General features: G+C 61.5%; 11 protein-coding genes. 2 read left to right on the top strand and 9 right to left on the bottom strand.

The genetic code is table 11. The features are described from left to right. Positions 1–133: 133 nt before the first annotated feature. Positions 134–343 carry a hypothetical protein gene (locus ACCD05_RS03835; protein WP_112436534.1) on the top strand — a complete coding sequence of 70 codons (210 nt, stop codon included), beginning with the start codon at positions 134–136 and terminating at the stop codon, positions 341–343. A 319-nt stretch (positions 344–662) separates the two neighbouring features. Here the strand turns inward: ACCD05_RS03835 and ACCD05_RS03830 are convergent, their stop codons facing one another. From ACCD05_RS03830 to ACCD05_RS03810, 5 genes are all read right to left on the bottom strand, one after another. Further along, positions 663–1727, bottom strand: a complete 1065-nt coding sequence (locus ACCD05_RS03830) for a sn-glycerol-3-phosphate ABC transporter ATP-binding protein UgpC (protein ID WP_112949638.1) — start codon at positions 1725–1727, stop codon at positions 663–665. Between the two features lie 24 nt (positions 1728–1751). Further along, positions 1752–3272, bottom strand: coding sequence for a DUF5060 domain-containing protein (locus ACCD05_RS03825; RefSeq protein WP_112436532.1), 1521 nt, complete (start codon positions 3270–3272; stop codon positions 1752–1754). A 36-nt stretch (positions 3273–3308) separates the two neighbouring features. Continuing rightward, the gene (locus tag ACCD05_RS03820; protein WP_245206634.1) at positions 3309–4190 is read right to left on the bottom strand and encodes a carbohydrate ABC transporter permease; all 882 of its coding nucleotides are present in this window, start codon (positions 4188–4190) and stop codon (positions 3309–3311) included. A 5-nt stretch (positions 4191–4195) separates the two neighbouring features. After that, on the bottom strand, positions 4196–5092 hold the full coding sequence (locus ACCD05_RS03815) for a carbohydrate ABC transporter permease (RefSeq protein WP_112436531.1): 897 nt from the start codon (positions 5090–5092) through the stop codon (positions 4196–4198). Positions 5093–5191: 99 nt separating this feature from the next. Beyond that, the gene (locus ACCD05_RS03810) at positions 5192–6430 is read right to left on the bottom strand and encodes an extracellular solute-binding protein (RefSeq protein WP_112436530.1); all 1239 of its coding nucleotides are present in this window, start codon (positions 6428–6430) and stop codon (positions 5192–5194) included. A gap of 232 nt (positions 6431–6662) precedes the next feature. Here ACCD05_RS03810 and ACCD05_RS03805 point away from each other — a divergent pair, with 232 nt between their 5' ends. Continuing rightward, positions 6663–7862: an ROK family transcriptional regulator gene (locus tag ACCD05_RS03805; protein ID WP_112949641.1), complete on the top strand. Its 1200-nt coding sequence runs from the start codon at positions 6663–6665 to the stop codon at positions 7860–7862. A 28-nt stretch (positions 7863–7890) separates the two neighbouring features. Here the strand turns inward: ACCD05_RS03805 and dhaL are convergent, their stop codons facing one another. From dhaL to ACCD05_RS03785, 4 genes are read right to left on the bottom strand one after another with little or no spacing between them, the layout of a single operon-like run. Continuing rightward, positions 7891–8535: a dihydroxyacetone kinase subunit DhaL gene (gene dhaL / locus ACCD05_RS03800; protein ID WP_112437470.1), complete on the bottom strand. Its 645-nt coding sequence runs from the start codon at positions 8533–8535 to the stop codon at positions 7891–7893. After that, positions 8535–9551, bottom strand: coding sequence for a dihydroxyacetone kinase subunit DhaK (locus tag ACCD05_RS03795; RefSeq protein WP_112949642.1), 1017 nt, complete (start codon positions 9549–9551; stop codon positions 8535–8537). The genes dhaL and ACCD05_RS03795 overlap by 1 nt, the downstream gene beginning before the upstream one ends. Before the next feature lie 58 nt (positions 9552–9609). Beyond that, positions 9610–11487 (bottom strand): hypothetical protein, encoded by a 1878-nt coding sequence (locus ACCD05_RS03790; protein WP_112949643.1) that lies wholly within the window; start codon positions 11485–11487, stop codon positions 9610–9612. Next, positions 11484–12518: a Gfo/Idh/MocA family protein gene (locus tag ACCD05_RS03785; RefSeq protein WP_112949644.1), complete on the bottom strand. Its 1035-nt coding sequence runs from the start codon at positions 12516–12518 to the stop codon at positions 11484–11486. The genes ACCD05_RS03790 and ACCD05_RS03785 overlap by 4 nt, the downstream gene beginning before the upstream one ends. Positions 12519–12520: the final 2 nt, after the last annotated feature.

The raw sequence follows: 12520 nt of genomic DNA, 5'->3' as shown, positions 1-12520 counted from the left end.
TGCTCTGCGTGGCGGGTCATCTGCCGGCAGCATACGGCAACTGCAACGTGTCGTTTGCCTTGATCCTGCCACGCTGGCGACATTTGGGTGTTACATGCGCGTAGTATTCCTCCTTGCAACAAAGGAGCGTGCCATGCAGGACATGACCATGTCGGAAGTCTTGAGGGATCCGATGATCCGCCAGATGCTGCGGGCCGATCGGATCAGCCTCGGCGTTTTCGCCGAATTGCTCGAAACGGCGGCCAAAAAGCGTGCGCATGCCTTTTCCGCAAACGGAACGGCCGCGTTTTGTGCCGGCATGCGTGCCGAACAGGCTGAAACACAGGGCAAGACGGCGTCTTGAGCCACTGTCTGCCAACGCCCGGTTTCGGGCGTTGAAAGCTATCTCATCGCATAATCGAAAATTTAGAACCCGTCCTCGCCCCGCGAGGACGGGTTTACCGATCCGTAACCCCACGGACCACGGTGTTTGGGACCGCTTTCCGTTTGATGGCATTGCTTCATGTTGCCATGCAACTGAAAGTACGTTGCTTGGTTAGCTGGTAAGGTTACCAGCCACGCGATGGGGACAATACACGCCTTGAAGGCAATACTGCCTGCCAAAACCTTGCATCCACCGCACTGATACGGAGGATGCGAGATATTGTTCGTTGCATCGTAGTCTAGATGCGGCGCTGCGTGGCCTTGTCGAAGAAATGCACGTTCGGTGATTTCAGCGACAGCTTGACGACCTGGCCCGGTGTCAGGTCGGCGCGTTCGCGCATGACCCAGGTGATCTCCTTGCCTTCGACCTCTAGCGCGACATGCGTCTCCGATCCAGTCGGCTCTACCACGCTGACGGTTGCCGGCACGCCGCCGTCTTGCGCGAAGGCGAGATCCTCAGGGCGAATGCCGACGATGACGTCGCGGCCATCGGCGTTCGCAGCACCCTGCGAGAGCTCGACCTGTTGGCCTGACGGCAGTGTCAGCCGCGGTGTGTCGTCGCCCGTCAACTTGCCTTCGAGGAAGTTCATTGCCGGTGAGCCCATGAAGCCCGCGACGAAAACATTCTGCGGCCGGTCGTAGAGCTCGAGCGGCGTGCCGATCTGCTCGACCTTACCGCCCTGCAGCACGACGATCTTGTCGGCCATGGTCATGGCTTCGATCTGGTCGTGCGTGACGTAGACGATCGTGGTTTTCAGGCGCTGGTGCAGGGCCTTGATTTCCGCGCGCATCTTGACGCGCAGTTTGGCGTCGAGGTTGGAGAGAGGCTCGTCGAAGAGAAACACCTTTGGATCGCGCACGATGGCGCGGCCCATGGCGACGCGCTGGCGCTGGCCGCCGGACAGCTGCGCCGGCTTGCGGCCAAGCAGCGGCTGGAGGCCGAGGATGCCGGCGGCCTCGCCGACCTTCTTGTCGATCTCCGCCTTCTTCACGCCGGCCAGTTCCAGTGCGAAGCCCATGTTCTGGGCCACCGTCATCTGCGGATAGAGCGCGTAGTTCTGGAACACCATCGCGATGTCGCGATCCTTGGGCTGCAGATTGTTGACGACGCGGCCGCCGATCGAAATCTCGCCGCCGGTGATCTCCTCCAGCCCAGCGATCATCCTAAGCAGGGTCGATTTTCCACATCCGGACGGGCCAACGAGAATGACGAACTCGCCATCGGCGATATCGACGTCCACGCCGTGAATGATGTCGACGGCACCGTAGGATTTCTTGACGTTTCTAATGGCCAATCCGGACATAGAATTCCTCCCTGTGAGACCTGCTCAACGCTTGCTGCGCACGCGAAGTGCCAGATATGGCTTGCCCGGCAGCTCGACGCCGAATGCAGCATCGGCCTTGCCGCCGCGCACGATCGCGCCGTGGCGTGTCGGATGCGGGATCGGCGCTTCCACCTTCTTGGCGGGCGTGATCGTCATGTTCCACGTGTCGATGATGTCGACTTCGTAGTTGTCGCCATCCTTCGGGAAGCCCGAAGACCATACGACGGGCTGATGCTCGCCGAGATAGATGTAGCGCAGGTCGGTGCTGCCATCGCGCACGCCGGAAACGCGGGTCCACGGCCATTCGCCGACGGCACCCATGGGATCGAGGCCGTGCGTCACGTCCTGCTCCAGGATGTCGCGGAAGAAGCTGATGCGCTTCCACGCTTCGCCGCGCAGCTCGCCGCCCTTGGCCCACCAGATCAGATCATCAGGGTGCGAATAGGTCTCGCCGTGGCCGGCATAGCCGCCGCGCGTCACGGTGATCCAGAAGCGGTGCACCAGTTCCTGCGCCGTCAGGTTGCCCCAGCACTGCACGATGTTGCCTTCATACTCCGGCTCGTCGTTGACGACGGGCTTGCCATAGGCGTCGCGCCAGGTCTGCGTCAGCTTGACATCGGGGTTCTGAATGCAGGTGTGTGTAACCCATGGCTTACGGTGATCGAAGTTCATCGACACTTCGCCGTTGTGGATCGACTTCAGGTGCTGGTAGGGATCGTTCTCTTCCAGGATGTGGAAGTAGCGGTCCCACTGCTCCACCGGCTTGGTGTCCAGCAGGAAGTCGTATTCGTTGGCGAGCGCCCACCAGACGTTACGATAGGCGGCGAGGCGTGCCGCGAGATAGGCGACATAGCGGAAGTCCTGCTCGGCCGACATGTCGGCATAGCCCCAGCGATCGTAGGGGTGGAACATGATGATGTCGGCTTCGATGCCGAGTTTGCAAAGAGCCGCAACCTGCTGTTCGAAATGGCGGAACATGACCGGGTTCGGACGATCGAAATCTTCCTTGCCGTCGGCGCCGTTCTCAAAAGAGGGGTAGAGCGGCTCGTTGGTGTTATAGGGGTAATCCTTGGGGAAGACGCCCATGCGGATCTTGTTGAAACCGGCGGTCTTCAGCGTTTCGAGCGTCTGCGCCTGCATCTCCAGCGGCTGGTGCGTCCAAGCATAGCAGGTCGTGCCGAAGGAGAGGAACGGCTTGCCGTCGGCATAGGCGAAATGGAACTTGTTGCGCACGCGAACCGGGCCATGGTTGCCCGCAGACGGTGCGGTCGCGACGAATGCGCCGGTCTTGCCGTTGAGCTCAACGGTCTGCGAACGCGTCTGAAAAGACCACTCGCCTTCGACATCGGGCATGAAGCGCACGCGATAGACGCCGTCGCCATCATAGAAGCCCGGCACGCGGACTTCACGGCTCTTGTGGGTGAAGACGGCGTCGAGGCTCACGTCGATATAGGGATTGCCGCCGGACGGGCCGTTGAAGGCCGCTTCGAACACACCCCATTTTTCGACTGTTGCTGTGGACATGAAAGATCTCCTCGAAAGACTTTAAATTTCGGTCGCTCAGCCTTTGACCGCACCAGAGGTGAGGCCGGAGACGAAGTACCGTTGGAAAATGAGATAGACGAGCGTCGCGGGCAGGACCGTCATCACGATGGCGGCGTTCAACTGGCCGTAATCGCTGGAGAACTGGCCCTGGAAGGACATCAGCCCGAGCGGCAGCGTCCACATGTGCTGATCCTGCAGAAGGACGAGCGCCATTGCGAATTCGTTCCAGGTTGAGACGAAATCGAGGATGAGGAGCGCAGCCAGAACCGGCAGGCAGACCGGCAGGAAGATGCGCCGGAAGATGGTGAAATGGGTGGCGCCGTCGATCAGCGCTGCCTCGGACAGCTCCTTCGGCAGGCCCTTGAAGAAGCCGTGCAGGATGAAGACCTGGTAGGGAACGCCGAAGGCGATGTAAGGCAGGATGACGCCGGGATAGGTGTCGATCAGGCCGAACGAGTTAACCAGCGTGAAGAGCGGCGCCAGCATCACCTGGAAGGGGATCATCGTTCCGAAGACGACGATGAGCAGCAGGAGCTTGCTCACTTTCATCTTGATCTTCGCCAGTGCGTAGGCCGCCATCGCCGACATCGCGAGGCCGAGCGGCACCTTGAAGACGGTGATGATCACGCTGTTCATGAACGACTCGGCGAAGTTGCCGCGGCTCCATGCACTGGCATAGTTCTCGAAGGCGAACTCGACCGGCGGCATGAACGCGCCGGTGCTTGTCACCGCAGCCTTCGTCTTCAGCGATGTGAAGACGATGAAGACGAAAGGCGCGAACCAGATAAGCGCGACGATGATCAGCGCGATCCACAGGCCGATCAGGACGGGGTCGCGACCGGGCTTGTTCGTGGTGGTGATGGTTTCAGACACGGATATCGGTCCTGATGATGTCATCGTCATTATTCGGTGTCCTCATGCTTCTGCGTCCAGCGCAGGTACGGCACGACGATCGCGATGGTGATCAGCAGCAGGACGACCGAGATGGCGGCGCCGCGACCGAAGTCGAAGATCTGCATCGCCTGCGTGAAGGCCCAGAGCGCCAGCATCTGCGTGGATTGCGCCGGTCCGCCGCCGGTGAGGCCGTAGACGATATCGAATGCCTTCAGCGACGAGATGATCGAGAGAACGAGCACGATGGTCATCGTGGTGCGCAGCGCTGGGAAGGTCACATGCTTGAATATCGCCCAACGGCCGGCGCCATCGATGCGGGCGGCTTCGACCAGCGTCTGCGACACGTTCTGAAGGCCGGCCAGGAACAGCACCATCGAGAAGCCGACGGACTGCCAGAGATAGGCGACGAAGACCGAGTAGAGCGCGATGTTCTTGTCGCCGAGCCAGTCCTTGATCCACATCTGCAGGCCCATATTGGTCATGAGCTGGCTGAACAGGCCGAAGAAGGGGTCGTACATCCATTTCCACATCGTCGCGACCGCGATCGGCGCGATGATGACGGGGAGGTAGAAGATGGCGCGAAACGTGTTGCGCCCGAAGATCTTCTGATTGAGCGTCAGCGCGAGAAGAAGGCCGACCATCGGCGGGAAGACCACCGACATGATGGTCCAGATGACCGTGTTCTTGAAGGCGACCCAGAACACCGGATCGCGCGTGAAGATGTACTGGTAGTTCGCCAGGCCGACGAATGGGCGTTGCGGATCCAGCCCGTTCCACTTCTGGAAGCTGAGGACCACGACGTTCAGCATCGGGTAAAGCGCGAAGACCGCGTAGATCGCCATGGCAGGCGCGAGCAACAGGAACGCCTGGAAGCGCGGGTCGTGTGTTCGATTTTTCAATGACATGGGTATCTGCTCCGCGCGACGTGTGTCTGGCGAGTGGCATTGGATTGAGCGGTGGTCGGTCCCGGCGACGTGCGGGACCGACCAATGTCCTGGGAGGACTTAGGTGCGACCGGCGATGAACGTCTGCAGCTGCTTTGCTGCATCGGCAGGTGCCGTGTTGCCGGCGGCGACGTCGTTGATCACGCGGAAATACTCGGTCGTGACGTCAAGCGGGAAGGCCTGGTCGCCGTTCATGTAGACCTTGCCGTAGGTCTTGAACACATCGAGCCATTCGGCTTCGAGCGGCTTCTGGTTCGCGTACTGGACGTTCTTGTTGACCGATGTCGAGCTGATCTGGCCGACGAGATCCTGCTGCACCTTGGCCGATAGGAAGTAGTCGAGGAACTTCGCGGCGAGATCGGGATGCGGGCTCTTGGTGCTGATGTAGTTATACTCGGCAAAACCGTAGAGGCGCTGCGTATTGGTCGGGAACGGGAACATGCCGTAGTCGTCGAGGTTGGTGCCGCTGGTTTCCAGCTGGCTGACCAGCCAGTCGCCTTCGAGCATCATCGCCGCGCGTCCGGCCGTGAACAGGCTGTAAGACTGCTTGTTGTCGATGCCCATGAAAGGCTGCAGCGTATAATCCTTCGTCCACTTGGCGAATTCGGTGAAGGCGTCGGTGGCGCAAGGCTCCGTGGACCAGTCCGCCTTCATGGCCTTCAGCGCGTCGTGCTTTTCGGCGCCGCACTTCGTTTCCAGGATGACGTCCATCAGGCGCATGACGTGCCAGTTGACCGATCCGCCGAAGGTGAAGGCGGGAATGCCGGCGGCTTTCAGCTTCTCAGCGTCAGCCAGAAACTCTTCATAGGTCTTCGGCTCTTCGGTGATGCCGGCCTGCTGGAACAGCTTCTTATTGTAATAGACGGCTTCGCCCTTGAAGGTGAAGGGAACGCCATGCTTGCCACCCGGATAGAGATCGGCGAATGCGGCGGCTGCCGGCAGCAGCTCATCGTTCCACTTGTATTCGGTGTAATATTTGTCGAGCGGCGCCGAAAGGCCGGCCTTCACATATTCGCCGCCCAGGCCAAGGCCTGCCCAGCTGAAGTAGATGTCGGGGCCCTTGTTCGAGCCGGCCGCGACACGCAGCGCGGTCTTGTGCTCATCGATGGCGCGCTGAACGATTTCAACCTTGGTGCCGGGATTTGCAGCTTCGAAGTCGGTTGCGACCTTCTTGAGCGCGACGTTGGCGGCGTTGTTGTCGAAGTTCAGTGTCCAGAGCGTCAGGTCTTCCGCCTTCAGGCTCGTCGCAGTGATCGCGAGCACGGATAGCGTGGCCATGAGTGTAGTCTTGATCGTCATTAAACCCTCCCTTGTGCGGTCCTCTCCGCTAATGTGCACACTCTCGAAAATTCCGATCGGAGTCAAGACTTATTTCGTAAATGAACAAAGTCGATTGCATAAGTGGCCATAGTCGGGCTTAATATTTCGAAACGGCGGATAACGCTTATGAAATAGGCGCGATTATTTTCTAATCAGAAATATCTTGCCGCCGAGTGGCGAGTCAGGCCTATTTCATGGAGAGGAGCTATGAATGGTTGGCATCAGGGAACTTTTCGAGGATCAGACCGCGCCGGCGGGACGTATCGTGCGCGCCATCGCGGCAATCGGGTCGGCGACCGCGACGCAATTGGTGAAATCGACGGGGTTGGCGCGGTCGACCGTGTCCACGCTTCTCACCGAGCTGAAAGACAGCGGCGTCGTGCTCGACGTCGACACGAAGAGCAACGGTTTCGGACGACCGTCGCAGCTCTTGTCGCTGAACCCTGCGGCGGGTCGCTGCGCCGGCGTGCTCCTCGGGCTCGGCGAAATTCGGATCGCGATCTGCGACCTCGCGCACACCGTGCTGTCTGACATCTGGTTCGCGATGGATACGGACTATACGCCTGATGACGCCGCCAGATGCGTGCGCGCCAGCCTTGAGGAGCAATGTGCCTTGCTCGGCATTGATATGTCCGAGCTGCTGGGTGTGGGTTTGGCGATTTCCGCGCCTGTCTCCTATGACGGCGAAATCCTCAACGGCTCCATCCTGCCGACATGGTGCGGCACCAATATCGCCAATGTGTTTTCCGAGCAGCTCGGTTGCCCGATCCACATCGAGAACGAGAGCCATTGCGGCGCGCTTGCGGAAATGACCTGGGGAGCCGCCGTGGGCGAGACGAACTTCGTCCTCTTCAAGTTCGACCTCGGCATCGGCGGCGCGATCGTCATCGACAGCACGGTGCAGCGCGGCGCCCATGGATATGCCGCCGAGTTCGGCCACATGTCGCTCGATCCGCGCGGACCGCTGTGTCGCTGCGGTAATCGTGGCTGTCTCGAGACCTTCGCCGGCGGGTTCCAGCTGCTGAGATACGCCGAGCAGTCCTTCGGTGAGCCCGTCAGCATCGAACAGTTTGTCGAGCGCGCCCGCAATGGCGATCCAGGATATGCGCGGCTTGTCGATGACGCGGCCGAGATGGCGGGCTGGGGAATGGGGATTGCCTTCACCATCCTCAATCCACCCTTGTTCATCATCGCCGGCAAATTGGCCGAGGTGGGGGAGAGTTTCATCGATGGCCTCGAGCGAAGTTTCGCCCGCCACTCCGTCGCCCCGCCCGCCCACTCACCGGAAAAGCGCAGGCCGCGCTTCGTCGTCGGCACCTTCCGCGGCAATGACGACACGGTCATGGGCGCGGTCGCGCTCGTGTTGCGGCAACACGGACGCATCACCAACGAAGCGTCGGCTGTGTCCTGATTACGGAGACGGCAGTTCAGCGCATGCCTTATTCCGCCGATAGGGCGCTTCGGATGCTCGATATGACCATGGTGGCGGACGCCGCTCCTGGATCGATATGGCCAAGGGACCGCTCGCCCAGCCGCGCAGAGCGCCCTTTGCTCGCAACCATGTCCTTGGTCGCATCGCGTCCCTTTTCGGCCGCTTGCAGCGCTTGTGAAAGGCATTGCCGCAAGCTGTCGCCGCGTGCCCTGGCCTCTTCGCAAGCCGCGGCGGCCGGTGCCCAGGCATCCACCATCGTCTTCTCGCCGATCTCGGCCTTGCCGCGGTCCTGAATACCTTTTGCCAGCGCGGCGAAGACGTCGAGCAGATCGTCATCGCTAAGAGTAGCCTTGCCCTTCACCGCTGCGCCGGCGCGCATGAAGGCAGTCGCGTAAAGCGGGCCTGATGAGGCGCCGACAGCATTCAGGAACGCCTTGGCAGCCGTGTTGAACACTGTCGTCGGGTCTGTAGCGGCAGGCTCGAGTGCCTCGGTTGCCTTTCCTGCCGCCGAAAAGCCGAGCTCCATCGCGATCCCATGGTCAGCGTCGCCTATGATGCCGTCCAGTTGGCACAGATTGTCCCGCTCGGCGGTCATCACGTTGGCGATGTCCTGGAAGAGGCGCTGAAGGTCCTTTGTCGTCACGTCACCCATCAGATCGCCTTTCCGCTGCGAAACATCGCGCAGTCGCACGGATGATCGATCAGCGTCTGCAATTCGTCATCGAGCGCCATGAGCGTGACCGATGCGCCGGCCATCTCGAGAGAAGTGCAGTAATTGCCGACGAGCGAGGTGTGAATGATAAGGCCAGCCTCGTCCAGCCGCGCCTTCACCCGGCGCATGATGATGTAGAGCTCCATCAGCGGTGTGGAGCCGAGCGAGTTGATCAGGACGGCCACGCGGGTTCCCGGCGCGATGTTGGCATCCTTGAGGATCGCATCGAGCAGTTCGTCGGTAACAGCATCGGCCGGTCTCAGCGTTTCGCGCGAGACGCCGGGCTCACCATGGATGCCCATGCCGACTTCCATTTCGTGGTCGCCGATCTCGAAATTCGGCCGCAACGTCTGTGGCAGAGAGCAGGGGGATAGGGCGACGCCCATGGTGAAGGTGTGGTCGTTGGCCTTGCGCGCGACACGCTCGACTTCGTCGAACGAGTACATCAGATCACAGGCAGCACCGGCCGCCTTGAAGACGAAGACGTTACCCGCCACGCCACGGCGCTTTTCTCTCTGGTCGCGCGGTGCGGAGGCGACGTCGTCGGTGGTCACCACGGTGCGCACATCGATATCGTCCATGGCAAGCATTTCCGCCGCCATGTCGAAGTTCATCACGTCGCCGGCATAGTTGCCGTACATGAAGAGAACGCCGGCGCCGTGATCGACCGCCTTTGCGCATTCGATGATCGGATCGGGCGGAGGCGAGGCAAAGACATTGCCGACAGCGGCCGCGTCCGCGAGCCCCTTGCCGACGAAGCCGAGGAAACTCGGTTCATGGCCGGAGCCGCCGCCGATCACCAGCCCCACCTTGCCATCGCGAGGCCCGTTTTTCGCAACGATCGATCGCGGCGATCCGTCGATGGCGTAGAGATGATCGGGATGCGCCGCGAGGATGCCCTCGAGCATTTCGTCGACCGCCGCGCCGCCGTCATTGATAAGCTTTTTGGTCTTCACGCTGGTCCTCCCGATTGCCGCGCCTGGAAGGCTATAGCTACGCCTTCCAGACGCAAGATCAATCCGAAAGCGCGATGGAGGTCGCCTGATATGGGGAAAGAGTGAGCACGCCGCCCATCAGCGCGTCGGAAAGCCGGAGCGATCCGAGATCAACCTCCTGGTCCTGGCCGGTGATGTTGACGATCCAGAGTGCCGACGCCGTCGCCGTCTTTGTCGCGAACGCCAGAACGCGCGATGGGTTGGAAGAGAGGCACTCCCGCCACTCGGTGCCGGCGAGACCGGCGAGTGTCTTGATCGCGTTGAAGAGCGGGCGGCGTCCATCAGCGGTGAAGGGCTCATTCTGTCCGGCAAGGAGCCCGAAACTCCCCGTCAAAGCCGAGAGCGTCAGGCATTCCAGCTCGGCGTCCAGTACCTTCGACACATAGCCCATGGCGAAGGCTTGCGCGAAGAGCCCGTTGTGACGCGGATCGGTGTTTGCCATCGGTATCCGGCCGCCATTCGGATTGTCCATCGTTCGGCTTCCGTAAGGATTCTGCCGCATGGGAATGGTCGATGGGCCGATACGGTAGGGCTTGTCGCCATAGATGGCGCGGACCGATCGGGTGATGAAGGGCAGGGCCTCCAATGTCTGCATGACGCTGAGGTCGTCGGCGGCATGGACGATCGGGTTGGTGCAGTGGCTGATGAAGGAAAGCGGTTCGGAAGGAACGCGCTTGCGGTTGAGCTCGGTGAAATAGCTGAGCATGCCGCCGCCGATGCGAATATCGGGGAATACCGCATGCGCGGCGTCGTAGACATCTTCGAGCGGCGGGCATTCCGGCCACTTGCTGCCCGGCGGTGTCGATTGGCGATCGACCGATGGCGAGATTATGATCGCGTCCGGCTTGAAGCCCGCATCGCGCATCTGCGTCGCGATCAGCGTGGTCTCGTCGAGGAGCGGCTGCTTGCACGGCAGGGCGATCTCGAGCGTCGACGTGCCCGGATGAAGCCTGGTCACCTCGGCGAAGCGCTTGAAGGCTTCCGCCCCATGCCCCGCTGCCGGGTCGAAGTGGAAGAGCAGTTCCTGCGGCTTGATCTCGGCGAGCACGGCGCTTGCCTTGACCACGGCGCCTGCTTCTTCCGGCGTGACGATCACGCCGATCGCGGGCATGCGCCCACGCCGCTCGCCGAGCGTCAGTGTCGTCAGCGACGAATGCCCATTCGTCGTCGCGGCCAATGGCTTCGGGCGCTTGTCGGCAATATCGAGGACGATGCGCTGCGTGACCGTTTCACCGGCCGGTATCACGTAGGGCCAGGGCAAAGCGAGCGGGCGCACATAGGTCTTGTAGGAGGCATCCGACCAGTTGCGCTGGTCTTCCATCTCGAACACGTCACCTTCCATGCCGCACCGCGCTGTCACGTTGGTCATGACGGTATGGGTAATCGCGCTCATGTTCATGAACGGCTGCCACGGCTCGATCAGATCAGGGAACCGCGTTTCGACGCGCTGTCCGTCGGCATGCTCGACCGTGACAGGCGTGCCGGCGACGCCGACGATCGGGTGGAGAATGCAAAAGCCGCAGCGGTTCGTCTCAAAGCCCGTGCCCGAGATCGCATCGGCCTCGAAAACGAGGGGCGAGCCGGCTTGCGCCGAGATCCGTACGCCGATCGACAACTCGGTCGCATCCGGCCCCTTGCAACGGGCGGTGTAGCGGACCGAAAAGGCATCGTCTCCCTGCTCGATTGTCAGGTCGGCGATCTCGGGCGAATAGGTGCCCCAGTCGCGATCGCGCACGAGATAGGAGACGGCGCGCAGGACTTCCACGCCGTCATAGGCGATCGTGCGCAGATTGCCGTCACTGAGAGCAGCAGTCAGCCTGCCCGCAGTGAGGCGGACCGGCTTCTGCTCGAGCGCATGCGTTCCGTAAATCCGGAAGCTGTCCGACGGCGTGCTCATCGCAGCATCGCCTTGACATCAACCGTCTGGCCGCTGGCGGCGCTGTCATAGGCGGCCTCGACGAGCGCGAAGGTCTTGAGATTGTCGGCGCCCGAGGTCGAGGTTTCGCCGCCGGAGGCTAGGCGCTCGGCCCAGTGCTGCTGGATGGCGTAGACGCTTTCCTGGATATTGTGCCAGGGGCGCGATGCCCAAGAGAGCAGCGTCGGCGACACGTCCGAGATCTCGGTGCCGTTCTTGCCGGTCACTTCGAGCTTGTAGCCCTGCGACAGGCGGATGCTGCCTTCGGTGCCGTCGAGTTCGATCAGCGTCTCGGGGAAGGGCTCGGTGGAGAGCTTGGAGGCATAGCTGACATCGACGACCGAGGTCGCGCCGTTTTCATGGTCGAGCAGGACGGTGGCGACGTCTTCGCCCTTGATCTTCGGGTTGACCCGCTTTGTGCGGGCGCTGAGCGCCGTCACATCGCCCAGGATATAGCGGGCGATATCGAGCGTGTGGATGCCGAGGTCTTCGATGATGAAGCGCTCGCCCTCCGCCAGATAGGGCTGGCCCGAGAAAACGTCATAGCCCGAACGGAACGAGAAGCGGCCCCAGAAAGGCTGGCCGATCGCGCCGGATTCCAGAACCTTCTTCACGGCCTGGATCGGCGTCTGCCAACGGAAGTTTTCGTGCACCATCAGGGGTAGCCCGGCATCAGCGCAAACCTTGACCATGGCCTTGGCGTCGTCGAGCGTTTTTGCGAATGGCTTCTGGCAGATTGCCGGCACATTGTGTGCGGCTGCCATCTCGACCAAAGCGCGGTGGCTCTGGACGGTGGTGGCGATATCGACGAAATCGAAGCCGCCATCGGCGAACATCTGGGCAGCATCACTATAGCGCCTGTCGATGCCGAACTGGTCGCCGACGATCTTCAGCCGCTCGGGGTCGCGATCGCAGATCGCCACGATCGAAGCCCCGGCCACGTCCTGCCACGCATGCATCTGGTTGACCGCGAAAAAGCCGCAGCCGATGAGTGCGCCATTCAATTCCGTCATTG

The organism is Rhizobium sp. Rhizsp42 (genome assembly GCF_047304155.1).
Taxonomy (GTDB): domain Bacteria; phylum Pseudomonadota; class Alphaproteobacteria; order Rhizobiales; family Rhizobiaceae; genus Rhizobium.
Note: the sequence above shows the minus strand (reverse complement) of the source record. Positions and strands in the feature narration are given on the sequence as shown.

Excerpts from the sequence above, each read along its gene's own strand:
- ACCD05_RS03835 (WP_112436534.1), top strand. The coding sequence starts at position 134 with ATGCAGGACATGACCATGTCGGAAGTCTTGAGGGATCCGATGATCCGC.
- ACCD05_RS03830 (WP_112949638.1), bottom strand. The coding sequence starts at position 1,727 with ATGTCCGGATTGGCCATTAGAAACGTCAAGAAATCCTACGGTGCCGTC.
- ACCD05_RS03825 (WP_112436532.1), bottom strand. The coding sequence starts at position 3,272 with ATGTCCACAGCAACAGTCGAAAAATGGGGTGTGTTCGAAGCGGCCTTC.
- ACCD05_RS03820 (WP_245206634.1), bottom strand. The coding sequence starts at position 4,190 with ATGACATCATCAGGACCGATATCCGTGTCTGAAACCATCACCACCACG.
- ACCD05_RS03815 (WP_112436531.1), bottom strand. The coding sequence starts at position 5,092 with ATGTCATTGAAAAATCGAACACACGACCCGCGCTTCCAGGCGTTCCTG.
- ACCD05_RS03810 (WP_112436530.1), bottom strand. The coding sequence starts at position 6,430 with ATGACGATCAAGACTACACTCATGGCCACGCTATCCGTGCTCGCGATC.
- ACCD05_RS03805 (WP_112949641.1), top strand. The coding sequence starts at position 6,663 with ATGGTTGGCATCAGGGAACTTTTCGAGGATCAGACCGCGCCGGCGGGA.
- dhaL (WP_112437470.1), bottom strand. The coding sequence starts at position 8,535 with ATGGGTGACGTGACGACAAAGGACCTTCAGCGCCTCTTCCAGGACATC.
- ACCD05_RS03790 (WP_112949643.1), bottom strand. The coding sequence starts at position 11,487 with ATGAGCACGCCGTCGGACAGCTTCCGGATTTACGGAACGCATGCGCTC.
- ACCD05_RS03785 (WP_112949644.1), bottom strand. The coding sequence starts at position 12,518 with ATGACGGAATTGAATGGCGCACTCATCGGCTGCGGCTTTTTCGCGGTC.